The organism is Kitasatospora sp. NPDC091276 (assembly GCF_040684355.1).
GTDB lineage: Bacteria > Actinomycetota > Actinomycetes > Streptomycetales > Streptomycetaceae > Kitasatospora.
The window spans coordinates 1-18,422 of record NZ_JBFBFU010000013.1; the positions used below are offsets into that span (position 1 = coordinate 1).

Genomic DNA, 18,422 nt, shown 5'->3' on the forward strand with positions numbered 1-18,422 from the left:
CCGCGGCGCCGGCACCGACGGCGACAAGTTCCTCGACCGCGCGAACATCCTTACCCTCAAGGTCCCGGCCTCCGGCGTACAGGCCGCTGATGAGGATCCGCGAAATCGGCCAGGCCTGCTCCCTGTTCACCAGTTGGTTGGGCCGTTCAATGATTTGAGGAGGATGGGGATCGGGGTGGGCAGGGGCCAGCCTGTGGTGGGTGGGGGCGGGCAGGGGCCCGGTCACGGGCCGGGGGTTGAGGTGTTGGTGAGGGCGTGGGCTGTCCGTAGGGCCGTTTCCACCGCTGCCGGGATGTCGGTGACCGGGAAGAGGGCGTGGCGGATGGTGCGGTCGGCGTCGCAGACGAGGAGCAGGCGCTTGATCCGTACTTCCTGGCCGGCGCGGAAGACCGGCAGCCGCAGGGCGGCGGTGAGGTCCATGCGGGCGTCGGACAGGAGTGGGAAGGGCAGTCCTTCGGCGTGCGCGAAGGCGGCCTGCGCGGGTGGGTTCTGGGTGCTGACGCCGTGCACAGCGATTCCTGAGGTGTGGAAGCGGGGCCAGGCGCCCCGGAAGAGCCGGTTCTCCAGGGTGCATCCGGCGTTGCCGGGGATCGGGTCCGCTACCACGGGCTGGCCGGGCGCGGACCCAGGGATGCCCGTGGCGGGGTAGGCGAAGAGCACCGTGGGCCGGCCGGGCGCCAGTGGGTCGCGCGGCGGGCCGTCGGTCGCGGGCAGTGCGATCCCGTGCGGCAGCACGGTGCCGACGAGGGCGTGCACGCGGCGGGCCTCGGCACCCTGCTCCTCGGCGAGTCCGGTCAGTGATCCGTCGCCGAGCAGCCACCGGTCAGCCCAGTCCTGGAGGGCGACCAGTACCGGCAGCAGGCCCCGGCCCTGTTCGGTGAGGACGTACTCGTGGCGCGATGGACGTTCCTGGTAGGGGCGCCGGGCGAGCACGCCGCGGTCGGTGAGGGCGGTCAGCCGGTCGGAGAGGATCTTGCGGGAGACGCCGAGTTCGCGGGCGAGGGCGTCGAAGCGGACGTGGCCCCGGGCGATCTCGCGCAGCACCAGCAGGCTCCACCAGTCGCCGACGACGGCTGCCGCCTGGGCGATGCCGCAGCTGTCGTCGGAAGGGCCGGGGGTCTTGGGGTTCACGGAGGCTCCAGGGAGGGCGGGTGGTGCGCGGTGTCGGGAGGTGTAGTGTCGTGCCGGCCAAGAGGTAAGTATCGAAAGGGAACTCACCATGTCGCAGGATACCTGGACGGCGGTCGACGCCTACTTCGGCGGGCATCTGGTGGAGGAGGACGACGTGCTGGTCGCCGCCCGCAAGGACGCCGTCGCGGCCGGACTGCCCGCGCACGAGGTCGCCCCCAACCAGGGCAAGCTGCTGCACCTGCTGGCCCGGCTCGGCGGCGCCCGCCGAGTACTGGAGATCGGCACCCTCGGCGGGTACAGCACCATCTGGCTGGCCCGCGCCCTTCCCGAGGGCGGGCGCCTGGTCACCCTGGAGGCCGACCCGGCGTGCGCGGCGACCGCCGCCGAGAGCATCGCCCGTGCCGGGCTCGACGGCGTCGTCGAGGTACGCGAGGGCCTGGCGGCACAGACCCTGCCGCTGCTGGCGCAGGAGATACAGGAGGAGGGCGAGGAGCCCTTCGATCTGGTCTTCATCGACGCCGACAAGCCGTCCAACCCGGAGTACCTGGAGTGGGCCCTGCGGCTGACCCGGCCCGGCAGCCTGATCGTCGGCGACAACGTGGTGCGCGACGGAGCGGTGACCGATCCGGACAGCGGTGACCCGCGGGTCGAGGGGGTACGGCGCTTCACCGAGATGATCGGCGAGCACCCCCGTCTGGAGGCCACCTCGATCCAGACCGTCGGCTCCAAGGGATACGACGGGTTCCTGCTAGCCCTGGTCACCGCCTGAAGGCCGATGCCGGGATGCCGGCCCTACCGCCCGGCATCCCGGCATCGGCCCTGAGCCCGGACCCGATGAGTGGGGAGACGAACCGAGCAGGTCCGGCCACCCTGAGAGCGCAGGGTGGGGAAATTCAGAGATTGCCATCACCGCCCGCGCCCTCACTATGTGCTCCCATTCCTCCTCCGGGGACGTCGGGGCGATGGACGGCTGGTAGAACCGCAGGCCAGAGGGGTCGGCTTATAGATTTGCGCCCGTCGCGGAGACCTCGGACGGGGGGTGATTTATGAAACCGCCGCAGGTCAGCGCCCGCCGGTGATGGCCAGTGAGTGTGCGTCTCGGGTCCGGCGGGCGCCTGCCCGCAGGCCACCGGGACGCGGTCGGCGGGCCGGGGATTTATGCACGCCTCAGGATGGTCGCGTTACCCGTGGTGGTAGCACTCAGATCTGCCGGTCCGGGTCGGAGAAGGTCAGGCCTCCGGGCGAGAGGCGGCGGCGGGCCGGGGCAGGCGCGTTCACGGTCTCACCGGGCGGCTGGCGAAAGTCGGCACCCTGCTCAACCTTCGGGCGGCGCCCGCCAGACGGAGCGGGCGCGGCGGAGGGCTCGGAGAAGGCGGGCAGGGAGAGGGCTCGGCGGTCAGTCATGGTCACCAGTGTCGCAGCCTGGGCGGGCACAGGTAGGCCAGACCGCTATCACCGGTGGTAGCGGTCTGGCCCTGGCCTCCAGGACCAGACTCGGGGCTGGTGCGACCGCATTTTGCGAGGTGGAGCATGGTTTGCGACTCCGTGGTCGCACGAAGAGCCCGGTGAACCTCTGCACGGCCGCGAGGGCCCCGTCCCGAGCGGCTGAGCCCTCACCCTGATGGCTCGTAGCTCTTGCGACAAGCCGTTCTCCAACGGTCACCCCTGAGCCTCCGGCGGGCTGGTTGCTGTACCGCTACCGCAGCCTGGGCTGGGCAGGGATGTCGGCCTGCTCACCGTGGCAGGCGAAGGTCACTTCGCCAGTCACGGAAGTCCGGCTGCCGCCGGACCCGGGCCTTGACGGCCCTTTCCATGCCTTCGAGTTCAGGTGGCTGGTGCCCGTGCCCTGCTGTTGCTGGCGCTGCGGCCCGGTGGCCGGTGTGAGCTACCCGGCGGTTCTGGCGAGCGCTCCGAGGTCGTGAAGGTGGACAACAAGGTCTTCGTCGTCAGCTGGGTGGTGACCTCGGCAACCGCTCGGTAATCGACGCAGGCCGGTTCGGTAGGCGGCCCGGCCGACTCTCGGCATTGACCACCATCTCCGGTGGCAACTGGGCAGTGTCACGCCGTCTTCGGCGTGACCGGTGCGGCGACGGGTCGGCAGCGGGGCCGGCCCCGGTGGCGGGCTGGCGCCGCAGGGCAGGCGGCATCGCTTGTCCAGCCCGCGCAGGGCTGGGGGGGGGGGGGGGGAGCCCCCCGCTGGTAGGCGGGTCCAGCGCCGCCGGGCGCTGGCCACGGGTGCGGGGGCGGAGCACGCCGCGCCTGGCCATCCACTCGGCTGCAGTCCGCGGCGGTTCTGCCGTTGCTGTCCGGTCCCGGCCTGGTTGGCGGGGCAGGCGGGGGTCCCGGGAGAGGGAGAGCGAAGGGGAGAGTCCGGACCGAGCCGGTTGCTGACATGACGACGGCCGGGCTCCTCCTCTGGAGTGCCCGGCCGTCGCTTGACCTGTGCTGATGCAGAGTGAGGTCACGGCGGTGATCCAGGTCACCAAGATCGCCGATATGCCCTCACGCAGGCGGTGCACGACGCTGATGCGGTAGCCGGAGTCGGGGCCCGGGTCGGCATCAAGTTCATTGACACCGAGGGATGTTGGGGTTCCGATCGACGGTGTTCGCATTGTTGTCGACGTATCCGGCGAACGTCCAACCCGGTGAGTACACGTAGTTCGAAGCGCCCGGGTACCAGACGTAGGTGACGCGGTACCAGGTGTCTCCCCAGTTGCCGATGCTCTCGCCGACCTGCCAGCAGTCGGCCCAGATCTCGGAGCCCGGGGGCAGATCCGCCGCGCCGGTCTTGCCCGAGGTGTTGGGGTTGTTGTAGATACCGACCCAGTTGCTGGTGGTTGTTCGGACCCAAGCGGAGGCAGCGGCGCTGTCTGCCCCCGAAATCACCACACCAGCGCTGATTGCCAAGGCCGCCGCGACCGTTCCGGTGCGGCGTCCCACCTTGATCCTCATACGTTGCTCCTCGGTGTCTGGCGCGAGTAGTGCGCTTCGCCGGCACGACGGCACCCGTCGCACCGGATTGTCCGTCGTGGGCTGGCCGTTGGCCGGACCTGTCTCGTCATCGGAGACCGGAACCTGCAAGACGCCTGCTTCCGACGGGCCGTGCCCGATGGGGCACCCAGCGGAAGCGGTTGCCCAGAGGCTGTGGGCAGGCGTCTTCGAGCTGTCCTGGTACCGTGCCCGTCCCCGTGCCCCAGGTTGACAGGCCAACACCCGGATGAGGAAGAAGGAACCCCATGCGAAGCGGTAGAACGTCGCCCGCGACGGGATTGTCAGCCACGCGCACCGCGAATCGGCGGACTTGTACCTGAGACGGGTGAGATACCACCAGGTCCAGTGGGACCGGCAACGAACCCGCAGGACAACCGGTGGTCCCCGCGACGGAACGCCCCCGTTTTGCCAGAAGGGTTGAGACGAAGTGGAAGATCGGGAGCACGCAGGATCTGGCGAGTAGCAGGCCAGGGGGCCGAGCGCTCGTCCGGGGGTTGAGGAGTATTCGACCGGAAACCGGTGCCCGTACTCCTCTGTGACCGACCGCTGGAGACAATGCCCGCAGGGCCGGACCGTCCACGGTCCTGCGGTGACGGGCCGAGGGCCGGGCCGACCGCGGTCCTGACGGCGGACCGGCGGCGCAGGGCAGGCGGCAGGGGCAGGTCCGGTGAGCAGGCTGCCGCTCAGCAGCGCGCCGATATCTCGATGATCCCTGCACCTGAGAGACCATCTCGTGGAACGAGGGACTCAGTAGGGCGCCGACCGCGTGGCTACTACGACGGCAGGATAGCCACATCCGTGGGGACGGGGTTGCCCGAAGGAGCGTAGTTGCATGCCAACACGACGTAATCCATGCCGTGAGCTGCGTATTTCATGTAGGCACAGCCGACTTTATAGGACTTCGCCCACATCACCTGCGTGTAGTGACCAACGCCAGAAAATTCGAGAGGGGAAGGTTTCGTGTTGACGCTGGGTTGCAGGGCGGCCTGAGCCGGAGAAGCGATCACAAGGGTGGTACCGGCCAGGACAAGGGCGGCAGCGACACGGAAACGCTTGGTCATGCCTGGATAACGACCACTGGCAGGCGGAGGTCACTCCGCAGGGTCGGACCTCGACCAGAGCACCACCAGTTAGCTCCCTCGCTGGGTGAAATATCACAGGGGGACCCGACGATCTTGTCAGGGGCACGCACGCCGCTACAAGAACGCGTCCGGACCACCCAGGCGTGCCGCCTCCGCCGCGTGCTCGGCCGTAGTGTTGGCCCCGTCGTACAGGCCCAACGCGGCCAGCGCCGCACCGATCTGCTCGACCGTCACCGGCCGGACGTCCGTCTCGTCTTCGCGCTTCACGACCGGCAGGCTACTGGTCGCAGGTCGGCCGCGTGGGCCGAAGACCGAGACCCAGCCCTTCAAGATCATCCCGTGGCGGCTTTTGGGCTCACCAGTGGACCCCTGGGTGCGTCGATCCAGCGCAGCCCGTCAGGGGAGGGCTCGCGCATATGGGCAGCCCACAAAGTGGTCACGCGGGTGATGATCGGGCTGTCGCATGATGGCGCGTCGCCGCTCACTGCGGTCCTCCGCTCTTCACCTGGGCCCATTCGAGAAGGGCCTCGATGGCGTCGAGGAGCTGGTCCGGGTTGCGGAGATCGCGATGTTCTTGCCGGATCCGGCCACTGGCCCAGTCACCGCACTCCAGCTCAGCTTCGCCGCTGTCCCAGACGATGAGCATGGCGACATAGCCGTCGGTCTCCACCGTCATCCATGCGCTGGTCTTGGGTCGGCCGTCATCAGGTGATCGTTGGATGTCACCCGTGACCCCGCGTGATCGCAGTTGCTCCTCGTTCTCGGTGAACCAGGTATGGAGCCTCTGCGGTCTGCGGCAACTCATTCATTCCGCTCTACCTCTTGTTGCAGCCTCACGGCATGGGAATGCTCGCGACAACGTGAGCCGGCCGGAGACCGCGGCTTGGCGGGCCTGGGCCAGCTCGCACATCTGGTGGCGGAGCTGCTGGTACGCCGCCCTGTCGGCGAGCGGCGGTGCGGTCGGCGCGGAGACCGGGTCCGTCGTCGGCCGCACGGGTCCGTCGGCTCGGTGTCGGGAGCCGGGGCGGAAGCACTATCGGGACCCGACCGTCAGGACAGCGGACCGGCCAGCAACTGGGCGGCCAGGTCGTGCAGTTCGGCCACCAGGTCTTTCGTCAGCCTGCCGCAGTGCTCCTGTTGGTCCTCCGCGCGGTACAGCCATCCGCGGACCGGCCGCAGAGGCGAGCCGGGGTCGTCGACGGGGCACAGCTCAAAGCCGATCCGCTCAGCCGCCACCAACGGATCGACGCGGCCGTCCAGCAGGTCCCGCAGGCAGTACCGGGCCAGCGCCCGGTCGCAGCCCTCAACGGTGGCAGGCAGCCCCAGCACCGGCCAGAATTCCTGCTCCAGCTCGGCCAGCAGCCGTCACGCCTCCAGAACGTCCGACTCGGACAGCACGCCGAGCTCCCACAAGCTCAAGGTGTCCGCCCCGCCGGCCAGTGCCGCCCGCGCAGCCTCCACCGCCGCGGAGACCGTCCCCGGATAGCCGCCCAGGTCGCGCTCCAGCAGCACCCGACGCAGCGGTTCCAGTGCCTGCTCCAGTTCCATGGCGCGAGCGTAGCCGCCCACTCCGGCATAGAGCGACGCGATTTGAGCCGGGAGCAGCCGGGTGGTGCGCTGGCCGGTCTCACCTACGCAGCCAGTCGAATCAGCGCGGCATCGGGCGGCCGGGAAGACCGGAGTGAGCAGGCCTGAACGTCTGCGTGGAACGGGAGAGGAGCCGGCGTCGACTGGCTGATCGGCTTCTGGACGCGGGGTCAGCCGTGGTACTCAAAGTCCTCGATGCAGAAGCAGGCCGCGCTGACCGAGGTCTCCCCTGCCCGCTCCGCCCGTGCCCACACCTGGGAGTCGCCCGGGCTGATGTCCCCGCCGCAACCCATGCGCAGGTCCAGGCCGCGGTCCTGGATGTAGCGGATGATGTCCGCCTCGACGCGGAGGGCTTGCGGCCGATCAGTTCGATGCCGTAGAGGGACACTAGGGGGCCGCTGCGCCCGTGGACGCTCACTCGGACCAGCACGGAACCCCTGCCCGCCTGCGACGCGTAGAAGTAGTGCGCGCTCACCCCGGCCCGGGCGTAGTACTCCTTGCTCACGTGCCACTCCTCGGGAGTGCCCTGGTCCTCCCAAGGGCTGCCCACCGGGAAGGGGCGGTGGCCCCAGCTCTCGGCCGGCACCTCGCCGTCCAGGGCGGCCGACACCTGCTGCGGACTCATCCCGAAGCGCAGCGGACCGACTCCCTGAGCTTCCCCCGCTGTGCGGGAGGTGCTGATTACCTGGTCAGGACGGGTTCAGGCGGTTCGACGGCCACTGGTTCGGCCGTCGCCTGGTCGGCGTAGTACTTCGCCTCGTACTCGTCGGGGCTGAGCCAGCCGAGGCGCTTTTGGATGCGGCGGGTGTTGTAGAAGCCGTCGATGTAGGCGAACAGCGCCAGGTCGGCGTCCGTGCGGGTCCCAAAGGTCGTGCGACGTACGCACTCGGTCTTCAGAACGCTCCAGAAGTTCTCGGCCAGGGCATTGTCGTAGGAGTCGCCGACGGCGCCCATGCTCGGCTCAATTCCCGCCTTCAGCAGGCGGGTTGTGAGCTTGATGGACGTGTATTGGGTGGGTTCAACCGGTCGTCGCAACACCTCGATCGTGGAGGTGTCGGGTGGGGCGGCCTGTGGGGTGGACAACGAAGGTGACGGGGCGTCCGGCGATGCGTTCGCCGGGTCGGCCACCGGTGCGTCGGGACGTGGAACGCGCGTTCTGGTTGAAGATCGCCGAGGGGCTCACGAGCGAGGATGCCGCGCTGGCATGCGGGGCGTCCGGGCCCGTCGGTTCGCGGTGGTTCCGCGATCGTGGCGGGATGCCTTCAATCCAGCTCAGCCCATTGTCAGGCCGGTATCTATCGTTCGCCGAGCGCGAGGAGATCTCCCTGTTGAGGGCCCAGGACGCCGGCGTGAGGGAGATCGCCCGCAGGCTGGGGCGGTCTCCGTCGACGATCTCCCGTGAGCTGCGACGCAACGCGGCCACTCGGTGCGGGCAACTCGACTACCGGGCCTCGATCGCGCAGTGGAAGGCCGAGCTGGCCGCTCGCCGGCCGAAGACGGCCAAGCTCGCGACCGACGAGCGGCTGCGTGAGTATGTCCAGGACCGGCTGGCCGGCGTGATCCAGGCGCCGGACGGCAAGACGGTGGCTGGTCCCACGACCGAGCAGTGGAAGGGACGGAACAAGCCCCGCCGTCAGGACCGGCGTTGGACGACGGCGTGGAGTCCGGAACAGATAGCCAAACGGCTGCCGATCGACCACCCCGATGACGAGTCCATGCGGATCTCGCACGAGGCGATCTACCAGGCCCTCTACGTCCAGGGCCGCGGCTCGCTCGACCGTGAGCTGGTCACGTGCCTGCGGACAGGGCGTGCCCTGCGGGTTCCTCGCTCCCGCGCCCGCAGGAAGGCGGCCGGTCACGTCACGCCCGACGTGATGATCAGCGAGCGTCCCGCCGAGGTCGAGACCCGGGCCGTCGCGGGCCACTGGGAAGGCGATCTGATCATCGGGGCGAACCGGTCCGCCATCGGCACGCTCGTGGAGCGCACGAGCAGGTTCACGATCCTGGTCCACCTGCCGCGAATGGAAGGCTACGGCGTCGAGCCACGGGTGAAGAACGGCCCCGCGCTGGCCGGATACGGCGCCGAGGCGATGCGTAAGGCCCTCACAGTCCAAATGGCAAACATCCCAAAGCAGTTGCGACGATCACTGACTTGGGACCGGGGGAAGGAGCTCGCCCAGCACGCCCAGCTGAAGGCCGACACCGGCATCGCCGTCTACTTCGCCGACCCGCACAGCCCCTGGCAGCGCGGCACGAACGAGAACACGAACGGGCTGCTGCGGCAATACTTCCCGAAGGGCACAGACCTTGCCCGCTGGACCGCTCGCGACCTCGCAGCCATCGCTGGGGCACTCAACACCCGGCCGCGGAAGACACTCGGCTGGAGAACTCCCGCAGAGGCACTCGACGATCAGCTACTCTCGCCCCAAACCAGCGGTGTTGCAACGACCCCTTGAACCCGGTTTGACACCCGTGGTCGCTGTGGTGGATCAGCGTCCCCGGCTCGACGGGCCGGCCGTGCAGCGCGTACTCCAGCGCGGTGAGCACGAGGTTGGCGTCCGCTCGTTCGGAGGTGTGCCAGCCCACGATCCTTCGGGAGAACGCGTCGCGGATCGAGGCCAGCCACCACGGGCCCTCGCTGGTGGGGATCAGCGAGATGTCGGCGACCCACAGCCGGTTGGGGGCGCGGGCGGTGAAGTCGCGCTGGACCAGGTCCGGTGCGAGGTCTGCGGCCGGGTCGCGGCGGGTGAAGCCGCGGGGCCGGCGCGGGCTGACGCCCTGCAGGCCGGCCTGGCGCATCAGGCGCTCGACCCGTTTGCGGCCGACGTGGGTGCCCTCGCGCCGCAGGACGGCGTGGATGCGCGGGGAGCCGTAGGTTTCGTCGGAGTCTGCGTGGATGCGGCGGATGTGTTCGGTCAGTTCGGCGTCGTGGCGGATGCGCTCGCACGGCGCGTGGACGTCGCGGCGCCAGCGGTAGTAGGTGGAGGCGGGGATGTGCAGTTCCCGGAGGACGGGCTCGGCCCCGAAGCGGTCCTGGTGCTCGTCGATGAGCTTCAGTACCGTCGCCGGGTCGGGTCGAGCTCCTGGGCGAAAAAAGCCGAGGCGGCCTTGAGAATCTCGCAGGACCGGCGCAACTCGGCGTTCTCCTTACGCAGCCGGGCGAGTTCCTCCTTCTCCGCGGTGGTCAGCCGGTCGCCGCGCTCGCCCCGGTCCGCCTCGTCCTGCCGGATCCAGTTACGCAGGGCCTCGTGGTGAACCCCGAGGTCCCGGGCCATCTGCCGGATCACCGGCTTCGGGTCGGCGGCCCGGTACGCGGCAACAGCTCGCTGCCGCAACTCGGGCGGGTACTTCATCGGTGCAGCCATGGCAGAGGCTCCCTTCTCACGACCAATCAGGCCATGTCCGGCAACCTTCCGCACCTCGGGGGAACCTCGATGACGCCCAACGTCGAGGGCGTGACGCTGTCCTTCAGGTCCATGTGCAGCGGCGGCTGCACCACGAGCGGGCCCGCCTGGGGCGGCGCGCCCGTGATCCTGGACAGGGACGCGGGCGGGAGTTCGACCATCGACTACGACTCCCACGTCGCCAAGGACGGCATCGAGCAGATCCACCCCGCTTACCACGTGTCCGGCGAGACCCTGGGCGCGTACCCCCTCAACACCGAGGGGGACTTCTACGGGCCCGACCTGCGCTGTGACGCGGCGGTCGGCGGCAACGCCGGCTGCATCGTCATGGGGCACCTGGCCGATGTGACCCTGAGCAAGTCCCAGTTCGGGGCCGCCACCGTCGCCTGCCGGTTGGCCAGCGCCACCGGACCGGTTCGCCGAAGGCTTCTTTGCAGATCGCAGATGGGCCGTCACCGGTGCTGCGGTGACGGCCCATCGCGGGTGATGCTCATACGGTCGGGCCGACCAGACCTGTCAGGGCCCGGTGTGCGCGCCGGGTGGTGCGCTCGGCGCGGCTCTTGAGCCGGAGAGCGCGCGCGAGGCGGTGCTTCTCGGCCTCCCGCAGACGCTCATCGATCGTCGCCCGCGCCACCTCGAGGTGGTAGTTCATGGTGCTCTCCCTGTCCGCAGGTGATCCGTCGGCGTCACCGCGATGCCGACCCTTCGGACCACCTCTGCGCTTCAGAGGCTACACCCAAATACGAGGCAAGACCTTGCATTTAACGTTCTGTTCAGGAAATTGCCTGCTGATCGAAGGATTTGATGTCGATTGGCTCCCAGGTTCCGCGTCTCGGCGATTCGGTCAGCCAGCCGCACACGCGGCGCGGTGTAGGCGTCCGTCAGCTCAAATGCAGCGTGGGCGAGAACCGCCTCAGGACAGCCGCGCGCGGCCTAGTAGGCGATGACGATTACTCCGCGGCCGCCGTTCGCACCGCGCTGGCCGTCCGCGCCGTTGCCGCCTCCCTTGCTGCCGGCTGCACCGACATCCACTCCCCCGCCCGGTGCCCCCGGCGCCCGCGCTGCCGCCGCCTCCACCGTCACCGCCTTTCCCGGTGCCGACCGGTGGGGTGTAGGAGGTGCCGTCGGGGAGGTTGACGGTCGCCGCGTCCAGGGTCCCTCCGGCCCCACCGTCGCCGCCATCCAGGGCCACTGCGGGCACCAGGTACGGGACGGCTTCCGGGCACTGCTCGGCCATCATGCTCGGATCGGACGCCGTGCCCGCGTCGTTCAGCGCCAGCAGCCCGGCGCCGATGGCCGCGTCGGCCGCCGGCAGCCACACCACCGGCGCCTGATCCGGGGCGTCCTGCTCGGTGCTGGCGACGGCTTCGGTGGAGGCTGGCCGGCGGGTGGGCGGTGAAGACCAGGCGCCGGCGGCGTGGTCTCGCCCGGCCGCTCGGTCTCCTGGTCCTGGACGAAGCGCAGCACCGGCGACGCGGGCAGCACCGCCAGGTCGAGGCCGGGCTCCTCGAGGAGCTCCCGGCGCAGCGCGTCGGTCGGGTCTTCGCCGTTCTCGACCCGGCCGCCGGGCAGCGAGAGCTGGAGGCCGGCGGGGCGCTGGCGGCGGATCAGGCACACCCGGCCGTTGTCGCCCAGGGCCGCGCAGACCCGCACCCGGGCCTTGGTGTCCTGGCTGCTGCCGGTCGTTGGGGAGGTCACCGGTAGGTGGCCGGGTCGTCGGCGTCCGCGGGCAGCTCGGGCAGCGGCCACGACCGGTCGGGCGCCCAGGCCGGCCAGCCGGCTGCGAGCGGGCCGGTACGGTCGTCGAGCATGCTGATCGCCCGCCCGCGGGCCCGATCGACCTGGCGGTGCAGGTAGTCGTCGATCAGGCCGAGGAGGCGCAGCTGGGCGTACTCTTCCTGGTCCTTCCAGTCGTGTCCCGACAGGTCAGGGGTGATGACCAGGTCCAGGCACAGGTCCAGGGTGTCAATGCCGACGCCGGGGCGACGCTGGTAGGGCTTCTCGAAGTTGACGTACCAGCGCAGCGGGTCGCCGGTGGCGGTGTCCTGGAAGCAGTGCACGGAGAACCACTCGCCGGCCAGGAAATACGAGAGCAGTGCGGTGCCGGTCCAGCGGTAGCGGTCGAGGGTCCAGGTCCCGGCCGCCAGGTCCTCCAGGCCCTGCTTGCGGATGGCGTCGTCTCCGGTGCGCGTCGCGGTGATCCAGGTCGTCGGGGCCAGGCTCTCGATCCCCGGTCAGTAGGCGAGCGTCAGCACGTGGCCGGTGTCGTCGATCACCCGCTGGGGCATCGCGGTCCACACCCGGTCGGCGTGGACGTCGCGGCGGATCGCGGTGGTGCCGGGCTGGAACAGCTTGGTGTCGGTCACAGTGGCAGTCTTCCCGCGCGCGGGGCCGGGAAGTCCGCTCGAAGGCGTGACGGCTCCTCAGGACTCCGGGAAGCCGTAGCGGCCGGCCGCCCACCGGTTCGGCGGCTGCGGGGCGTCCAGGCGCTTGCGCAGTTCCTGGACGGCCCGCGCTAGTTCTTCGCGGTCGGTGGCGTTGACGGTGCCGTCCAGGACGGCGGAGACGCGGCGTAGTCGGTGCCGCGCGCCACCGGTGGAAGCGACCGGCGTCAGGACGCGGCCGCGCGCGCCGTCTCCAGCTCGGCCACCAGCCGCTTGACCCGATTGTTGGTCCGGCCCGAGCCGTGGCCCGCCAGCATGTGCAGCTGGTCCGTCCCGCCGGAGGCCAGCACCAGCTCCGGGACGTCGGACGAGTAGACCCTGCCCTCCAGGACGGCCACCCGCACCTCCCGAATGTCCGCCCACACGTAGGAGCGCGTCCTGAGCAGCCCGGAGTACTTCACCCCGGCCGGCCCGTAGGAGACGCCGAACACCGGCGCGCGGAACGTCAGCACCGCACCCGGGACACCGAGGACCAGGACCGGGACCGGGATCAGGTGTTCCACCCCGCGCGCGGCCCTCTTCGTCACCAGGCCCGTCGCCATCACCACGGCGATCAGCAGGCACACACCGCCCAACAGGAAATAGGTGAGCGACCAGGCCGTGCGCCTCTTCCGCTTCCGCATGCCCGTGCCCCTTTCCGCGGCGCACGGCACCGTCCGGGGTTACCCGGGGGTGTCGCCACCGCCCGTGCACAAGCATACGAACGTGTGGCCGCGCCACCGGGGGCGGGGCACCGGTGCGCTCCCTACCCTGTCGTCGCCCTGCCCCGGTTCTGTCCGTCGCCTACGCCAGCGCGCTGGCGGCGCGCCTGTTCTCGGGTTTGCGGGCGGGTCAGGCGGGCGAGGACGGGTCGGGTCGGGCGTGGAAACCGCGCTGGCGGGCAGGGCGGTACGCATCCGGCAGAACCAGGCGATGAGGCCGGTCAGACGATTGGCCGGGACGTCGACGACCTCGCCGCGGACAATCCGGGGTACGGGTGACCCTGGCACGACAGAGGTCACCCGGAGCGCCTCCCGCCCCCGGTCGGCCAAGGCCTCCCGCACCTCCACGAGCTCGGCGTCCAAGCGCCGTAACACGGGCAGATGCGCCCGCACCCCGTCGGACACCACCAGTTCGGACCCCGGCTCCCCATCTCCATCTCCGTCTCCGTCTCCGTCTCCGCCGCCGTCCGCCCGGGCGGGCGGGCGCTCCTGATCGACCAGCAGCCCGACGGTCTCCTGCTCCCGCTGTGAGCTGCTCCGGCTTTCACGGAGTCCCTGATGTCTGGGTTTGTTATGATCCGGGCGTAAGGAGCACCACGAGCAGTGCCAGCACCCCGTAAGTACCCCGATGAACTCCGCGAGCGCGCCGTGCGCGAGGTCCGCTCGTCCGGTCGGCCTGTCGCGCATGTGGCTCGCGACCTCGGCATCCACAAGGAGGCCTTGCGGTCCTGGGTCCGCCAGGCCGAGGCCGATGCCGGAGAGCGCGACGACCGCCTCACCACCGCCGAGCACGACGAGCTGAAGGAACTCCGCAAGGAGAATGCCGAGTTGAGGCGGGCCAACGAGATCCTCAAGGCCGTCGGCGTGTCTTTTGCCCAGGAGATCGACCGTCCCCGGACGAGGCCGAGGAGGTGATCGACCACCTGCGCTACGGCTTCAGGATCGATCCCGTCTGCCGGGTGCTCGACCTCTCGCCATCGACGCACTTCGCGCGCGAGCAGCGGCCGAAATCGGCCCGCTGGCTCCGCGACGAGGAGCTGATTGCGCTGGTCACAGCGGCGTGGGAGGAATCCGGCCGTACCTACGGAGCTCGCCGGATCACGCACGCCCTGGTCCGTACCGGGCACGCGGTCGCACGCTGCACCGTCGAACGCCTCATGCGCGAACTCGGCATCGAGGGCGTCATCCGCGGACAGCGCCGCCGCACCACGGTCCCCGAGCCGGCCGCGCATCGTCCGCCGGACCTGGTCATCCGGCGCTTCGCCGCCGAGCACCCGAACCAGCTGTGGCCGGCCGACCTGACCTACATCCGCACCTGGTCGGGCTGGGTCTACGTCGCGTTCGTCCTGGACGCCTACTCCCGCCGGGTCGTGGGCTGGCAGGTCGCCACCCACATGCGGACCGACCTGCCGCTGGACGCGCTGGAGACGGCGCTGTGGCGGCAGAAGATCAAGAAGGACTCCGGCCTCATTCATCACAGCGACCACGGGTCGCAATACGTATCCATTCGCTACACAGAGCGATTGGCCGAGGCCGGCGCTTCCGCGTCGGTCGGCTCCGTCGCGGATTCGTACGACAACGCGATGGCCGAGGCCCTGAACGGCACGTTCAAGGCAGAACTGATCGAACATCAGGGCCCGTGGCGGGACTTCGATGAAGTCGAACGGGCCGTCTTCCAGTGGGTCGCGTGGTACAACGGTGAACGACTCCACTCCGCCCTCGACTACATCCCGCCCGACGAATACGAACAGGCCTACTGGGCGCAACTGGAGCAAGTCACACAGACCGCTTGATCACACGATCGCGGACTCCATGAAACTCGGGGCAGCTCAAATGCGCAGTTCACGAGGGTCTGGTGGCGGCGGATCGCTGTGTCGGAGCGGACAGCACGGTCACGCTGTCCAGACGCTCGAGTGCGTCGTGCCCGGGCCCCAGGTGTCGGGCAGCGCGGAGCAGCAGGGCGAGGGCGGCGGGTGCGGTGGCCGGGACCAGGGCGGCGAGGCACAGGGACGTGCCCGTCACCAGGACGGCGGCGCTGTAGAGGCGGGCGGCGGTGCCCAGCGGGACGGCCTCCGGGGCCAGCACCCGGCGCCGTCTTCTCCACGTGCCCTGCCGATCCCCGGCAGGCAAGGCCCCGCACCCGGCGCACTCGAACGAAGACCTTGCCTGTCGCGTACAGCTATGGCCGCCCGGTCAGGACCAGGCCTGGCGGCCACCGGCGTGAACCGGACTCATCAACCACCGCTCTTGCGGCGGAAGTTGCGCTTGCCGCCCACCGCGCCGTGAGCGCCGTGGATCTTCGAGTCGCCACTCGGGCCGCCGGCCGCGCTATCGGACTTGGCGCCGTGCTTGCGCTCCAGAGCGGCGAGGAACCGGGCCTTGACGTCGTCCTGGGTGGCTGGCGCGGGGGCCTCGGCAGCCTCCGTGGCCTCCGGGCTCTCGGCGTTCTCCGGGTTCTCAGGTGACTTCACATCGCTGCTCATGCAGAACCTCTTCCTTGAGGGATGGTGGCGGTTGTTGACTTCACGCACACCATGTCATGCCCAAGCGCCCCATCTGCGGGTGGGTACCGATCCTGTACGGACAGAACCTGTGGTCGAGTGAGGGCCGGGATGGCGGGGACCTCGCCGGCCAGGGCGTCGAGATCGCCGAGTTGCTCGGGTCGGATGACGGCGCCGTCCAGCAGCTCGGTGGTCAGCCGCTCCCGGCCGCGGGCCATCGCCTCGGTGCAGCCGCCCTCGATCAGTCGCCGTAGCAGGCCGATGACGCCACCGGTGCGGCGGAACAGGTACTCGGGCGTGGCGCCGCAGGTGAGCATCCCCGGCTGGGCGCGAAGGAGGCGCAGCTGGTCCTCGATCCCGGCCAGGTGGTCGACGAGCGCGCGGATCTTGGCGGGGGTCGTGTACGCGAACGGATCGAGGTCGACGAGGTCGAAGCGGCGCTCGGTCTGGGTGGCGGCCGCAGGGTTGTGGCTTCGGCCGCGCCGGATGTCGGGGACGATCAGCTGACCCGTGGCGGGGTCGATGGGCGACCGGGGCGAACGCGTCGCGGGTGCCGGGCATGGGCTCGGTGTGCGGGGCGAGCTGGCGGTGGACCTAGCGCCACAGGAACGGCCTGCTGCGGCAGTACTTCCCGAAGGGCACCGACCTGTCGGTCCACACCCCCGAACAGCTGGCCGCCGTCGCCGACCAGCTCAACCGCCGCCCACGCAAAACGCTCGGCTGGGAAACCCCAGCCGAGCGTCTGGCTAAACTCATCGCGGCCTAGACAACCGACCACGTGTTGCAACGACCGTTAGGAACCGCAGGCATGGGGGCGGGCCTTCGACGTCGCCGGACGCCGTCAGCGGCGCGATCGGTCAGGAACCGGCGTCAGAAGCACTTGATCCTGCCGCAGTTGGGAACGGAGATCTTGTGCTGGGTGCCGGCCCTCCACTCCAGGTGCGGGATCAAGCCGATCCAGGTGAGCAGCCCGCCCAGTCCGATCTGGGCCAGGTTCTGGTCGGTCCACCAGATCGAGAGCGTTCCCGACTGGTTGATCTCCAGCCAGGCGTTGGTGTAGCCGGCGGTGCCGGAGGACCAGCAGGCCTGGTTGCCGACGCCGTAGACGACGAAGTTGCCGTCCGTCTGCATGGTCGCCCGGGTGCCGCAGCCGGCGCTGCCCGGAGCGCTCCACTCCTTCACCCGACGCTCCTGCCCGAGTTCGTTGACCTCCGTGTACCAGAGCGCCAGTTCACCGTTGTCCTCCATCTTCAGGACGGTCCACTGGTCCGGGTTCCCGGTGGCCTCGAAGGTCTGGCCGCGGCAGATGGTGAAGTTCCTCCACATCCAGGAGCCCTGGCGCTCCGCGCCGGGGGGCTGGAGGGCGCAGTCGGAGGACGGCTGGCCACCACCACCGGTGTTGCCGCCTCCGCCACCGCCTCCGGTGTTGCCGCCTCCGGAGCCGCCGCCACCGGGGGTCGGGCCGTTCTGGACGTTGTCCAGGCGCCAGCGCTGCTTGTCGGAGCCGTCGCACCGCCACACCCCGAGCTGCTCACCGGCGTTGTTGGCGGTGAGGCAGCCACCGTCGGTGGCGCTGACGATCCAGTACCAGCCGTTGCCCGCGTCGCGGAAGGACCAGCGCTGGTTGGCGTTCCCCTGCTGGTTCTGCGTCAGGTGGGTGCGGTGGACGCCGGGGTTGTGGTCCATCACCATGCCCTGACCCTGCGCGGCCTTGCCGTCCGTGAGGAGGGTCTCGACGATCCACTGGCCGTTGCCCGCGTCCCAGAACGCCCACCGCTGGGCGGCGTTGCCGTTGCCGCCCAGTGCCTTGATGGAGGTGCCGGAGGCGGTGTTGGCGCCGTCGAGGTCGGCGACCAGGCCGTTGTTGTTCGACCGGAGCGTGGCGACCTGGCTGCTGCCGATGTTCGGACCGACCACCGGACCGCCGGGCGACCCGCCGGAGGATCCGCCGCCGGGCTGGGGCTGTGGCTGGGGAGCGGACGGCCCCTGGGCCACGTTGTCCAGGCGCCACTTCTGGCGGTCGCTGCCGTCGCAGGGGCTGATGGCGAGGGCTTCGCCGGGGTTGTTGGCGGTGAGACAGTTGTTGTCGGTGTCGCTGGTGATCCAGAACCAGCCGCCTCCCGCGTCCCGGAACGCCCAGTGCTGGTTGGCGTTGCCGTCCATGGTGCGGATCAGGTGAGTGCGGTGGTTGCCCGGGTCGTGGTCCATGACCATGCCTTGACCGGCCGCCGTCTTCCCGTCGGTGAGCAGGGTCTCGATGATCCACCGCCCGTTCGCGGTGGCCCAGAACGCCCAGCGTTGCGCGTCGTTGCCGTTCGCGCCGAGCGCCTTGATCGACGTACCGGAGTTAGTGGTGCCGCCGTCCAGGTCCGCCACCATCCCGTTGTTCGCCGAACGCAGCGTCGCGACCCGGTTGTCCGCGACACCGGGGTTGACGACCTGGCCGGTGGCCGGGTTCGGCGGGTTGGGGCCCTGCGCGAGGTTGTCGAGGCGCCACTTCTGGCGGTCGCTGCCGTCGCAGGGGCTGATGGCGAGGGCTTCGCCGGGGTTGTTGGCGGTGAGACAGTTGTTGTCGGTGTCG

The 18,422-nt window shown here is 70.0% G+C and carries 24 protein-coding genes and 1 pseudogene; 6 read left to right on the plus strand and 19 right to left on the minus strand.

Features of this window, described 5'->3' with window-relative positions; all coding sequences use genetic code 11:
* Positions 1-222: 222 nt before the first annotated feature.
* On the minus strand, positions 223-1,131 hold the full coding sequence (locus AB0O19_RS17815; RefSeq protein ID WP_363620435.1) for a winged helix-turn-helix transcriptional regulator: 909 nt from the start codon (positions 1,129-1,131) through the stop codon (positions 223-225).
* 88 nt (positions 1,132-1,219) lie between these two features.
* Here AB0O19_RS17815 and AB0O19_RS17820 point away from each other — a divergent pair, with 88 nt between their 5' ends.
* Positions 1,220-1,900, plus strand: a complete 681-nt coding sequence (locus AB0O19_RS17820; protein WP_363620437.1) for an O-methyltransferase — start codon at positions 1,220-1,222, stop codon at positions 1,898-1,900.
* 431 nt (positions 1,901-2,331) lie between these two features.
* Here AB0O19_RS17820 and AB0O19_RS17825 read toward each other — a convergent pair whose 3' ends face one another.
* From AB0O19_RS17825 to AB0O19_RS17860, 8 genes are all read right to left on the minus strand, one after another.
* Complete coding sequence (locus tag AB0O19_RS17825; protein ID WP_363620439.1) at positions 2,332-2,535, minus strand: hypothetical protein; 204 nt, start codon at positions 2,533-2,535, stop codon at positions 2,332-2,334.
* A 1,161-nt stretch (positions 2,536-3,696) separates the two neighbouring features.
* A complete protein-coding gene (locus AB0O19_RS17830) occupies positions 3,697-4,083 on the minus strand; it encodes a hypothetical protein (RefSeq protein WP_363620441.1) in 387 nt (128 codons plus the stop codon).
* An 812-nt stretch (positions 4,084-4,895) separates the two neighbouring features.
* The gene (locus AB0O19_RS17835) at positions 4,896-5,183 is read right to left on the minus strand and encodes a CAP domain-containing protein (RefSeq protein WP_363620443.1); all 288 of its coding nucleotides are present in this window, start codon (positions 5,181-5,183) and stop codon (positions 4,896-4,898) included.
* 135 nt (positions 5,184-5,318) lie between these two features.
* Entirely contained in the window at positions 5,319-5,471 is a 153-nt protein-coding gene (locus AB0O19_RS17840) for a hypothetical protein (protein ID WP_363620445.1), read from the minus strand.
* Positions 5,472-5,685: 214 nt separating this feature from the next.
* Complete coding sequence (locus AB0O19_RS17845) at positions 5,686-5,880, minus strand: hypothetical protein (protein WP_363620447.1); 195 nt, start codon at positions 5,878-5,880, stop codon at positions 5,686-5,688.
* Positions 5,881-6,254: 374 nt separating this feature from the next.
* The gene (locus AB0O19_RS17850) at positions 6,255-6,533 is read right to left on the minus strand and encodes a hypothetical protein (RefSeq protein WP_363620449.1); all 279 of its coding nucleotides are present in this window, start codon (positions 6,531-6,533) and stop codon (positions 6,255-6,257) included.
* Positions 6,534-6,569: 36 nt separating this feature from the next.
* A complete protein-coding gene (locus AB0O19_RS17855; RefSeq protein WP_363620451.1) occupies positions 6,570-6,752 on the minus strand; it encodes a hypothetical protein in 183 nt (60 codons plus the stop codon).
* 720 nt (positions 6,753-7,472) lie between these two features.
* On the minus strand, positions 7,473-7,919 hold the full coding sequence (locus tag AB0O19_RS17860; RefSeq protein ID WP_363620453.1) for an IS3 family transposase: 447 nt from the start codon (positions 7,917-7,919) through the stop codon (positions 7,473-7,475).
* Here AB0O19_RS17860 and AB0O19_RS17865 point away from each other — a divergent pair.
* Positions 7,898-9,247, plus strand: a complete 1,350-nt coding sequence (locus tag AB0O19_RS17865) for an IS30 family transposase (RefSeq protein ID WP_363620455.1) — start codon at positions 7,898-7,900, stop codon at positions 9,245-9,247. The genes AB0O19_RS17860 and AB0O19_RS17865 overlap by 22 nt on opposite strands.
* Here the strand turns inward: AB0O19_RS17865 and AB0O19_RS17870 are convergent.
* Positions 9,144-9,914, minus strand: a complete 771-nt coding sequence (locus AB0O19_RS17870; protein WP_363620812.1) for an IS3 family transposase — start codon at positions 9,912-9,914, stop codon at positions 9,144-9,146. The genes AB0O19_RS17865 and AB0O19_RS17870 overlap by 104 nt on opposite strands.
* Complete coding sequence (locus AB0O19_RS17875) at positions 9,845-10,156, minus strand: transposase (RefSeq protein ID WP_363620457.1); 312 nt, start codon at positions 10,154-10,156, stop codon at positions 9,845-9,847. The genes AB0O19_RS17870 and AB0O19_RS17875 overlap by 70 nt, the downstream gene beginning before the upstream one ends.
* Before the next feature lie 33 nt (positions 10,157-10,189).
* Here AB0O19_RS17875 and AB0O19_RS17880 point away from each other — a divergent pair, with 33 nt between their 5' ends.
* On the plus strand, positions 10,190-10,759 hold the full coding sequence (locus AB0O19_RS17880; RefSeq protein ID WP_363620459.1) for a hypothetical protein: 570 nt from the start codon (positions 10,190-10,192) through the stop codon (positions 10,757-10,759).
* Positions 10,760-11,464: 705 nt separating this feature from the next.
* Here the strand turns inward: AB0O19_RS17880 and AB0O19_RS17885 are convergent.
* From AB0O19_RS17885 to AB0O19_RS17900, 4 genes are all read right to left on the minus strand, one after another.
* The gene (locus AB0O19_RS17885) at positions 11,465-11,893 is read right to left on the minus strand and encodes an NUDIX hydrolase (protein ID WP_363620461.1); all 429 of its coding nucleotides are present in this window, start codon (positions 11,891-11,893) and stop codon (positions 11,465-11,467) included.
* Positions 11,890-12,423, minus strand: a complete 534-nt coding sequence (locus AB0O19_RS17890) for a DUF402 domain-containing protein (protein WP_363620814.1) — start codon at positions 12,421-12,423, stop codon at positions 11,890-11,892. The genes AB0O19_RS17885 and AB0O19_RS17890 overlap by 4 nt, the downstream gene beginning before the upstream one ends.
* Before the next feature lie 6 nt (positions 12,424-12,429).
* Positions 12,430-12,561 carry a hypothetical protein gene (locus tag AB0O19_RS17895; protein ID WP_363620463.1) on the minus strand — a complete coding sequence of 44 codons (132 nt, stop codon included), beginning with the start codon at positions 12,559-12,561 and terminating at the stop codon, positions 12,430-12,432.
* A gap of 245 nt (positions 12,562-12,806) precedes the next feature.
* The gene (locus AB0O19_RS17900) at positions 12,807-13,262 is read right to left on the minus strand and encodes a hypothetical protein (RefSeq protein WP_363620465.1); all 456 of its coding nucleotides are present in this window, start codon (positions 13,260-13,262) and stop codon (positions 12,807-12,809) included.
* Between the two features lie 459 nt (positions 13,263-13,721).
* On the opposite strand from AB0O19_RS17900, the gene AB0O19_RS17905 reads away from it, so the two are divergent.
* Entirely contained in the window at positions 13,722-13,871 is a 150-nt protein-coding gene (locus AB0O19_RS17905; RefSeq protein ID WP_363620467.1) for a hypothetical protein, read from the plus strand.
* 72 nt (positions 13,872-13,943) lie between these two features.
* A protein-coding gene (locus AB0O19_RS17910) for an IS3 family transposase (RefSeq protein WP_363620469.1) occupies positions 13,944-15,133 on the plus strand; the annotation gives its coding sequence in 2 pieces (ribosomal slippage) (positions 13,944-14,208 and positions 14,208-15,133; 1,191 coding nt in all).
* 49 nt (positions 15,134-15,182) lie between these two features.
* On the opposite strand, the gene AB0O19_RS17915 is transcribed toward AB0O19_RS17910, so the two are convergent.
* The 3 genes from AB0O19_RS17915 to AB0O19_RS17925 all read right to left on the minus strand — a co-directional run bounded on the left by AB0O19_RS17915 (position 15,183) and on the right by AB0O19_RS17925 (position 16,158).
* On the minus strand, positions 15,183-15,425 hold the full coding sequence (locus tag AB0O19_RS17915) for a hypothetical protein (protein ID WP_363620471.1): 243 nt from the start codon (positions 15,423-15,425) through the stop codon (positions 15,183-15,185).
* A gap of 149 nt (positions 15,426-15,574) precedes the next feature.
* Positions 15,575-15,823, minus strand: coding sequence for a DUF5302 domain-containing protein (locus AB0O19_RS17920; protein ID WP_363620473.1), 249 nt, complete (start codon positions 15,821-15,823; stop codon positions 15,575-15,577).
* Positions 15,820-16,158, minus strand: a complete 339-nt coding sequence (locus AB0O19_RS17925) for a hypothetical protein (RefSeq protein ID WP_363620475.1) — start codon at positions 16,156-16,158, stop codon at positions 15,820-15,822. Before AB0O19_RS17925 ends, AB0O19_RS17920 begins: the two co-directional genes overlap by 4 nt.
* A 284-nt stretch (positions 16,159-16,442) precedes the next feature.
* On the opposite strand from AB0O19_RS17925, the pseudogene AB0O19_RS17930 reads away from it, so the two are divergent.
* Positions 16,443-16,607: pseudogene (locus AB0O19_RS17930) on the plus strand (IS30 family transposase); the annotation flags it as partial.
* Between the two features lie 104 nt (positions 16,608-16,711).
* Here the strand turns inward: AB0O19_RS17930 and AB0O19_RS17935 are convergent.
* On the minus strand, positions 16,712-18,422 hold a 1,711-nt coding region (locus AB0O19_RS17935), incomplete at its 5' end, for an RICIN domain-containing protein (protein ID WP_363620477.1).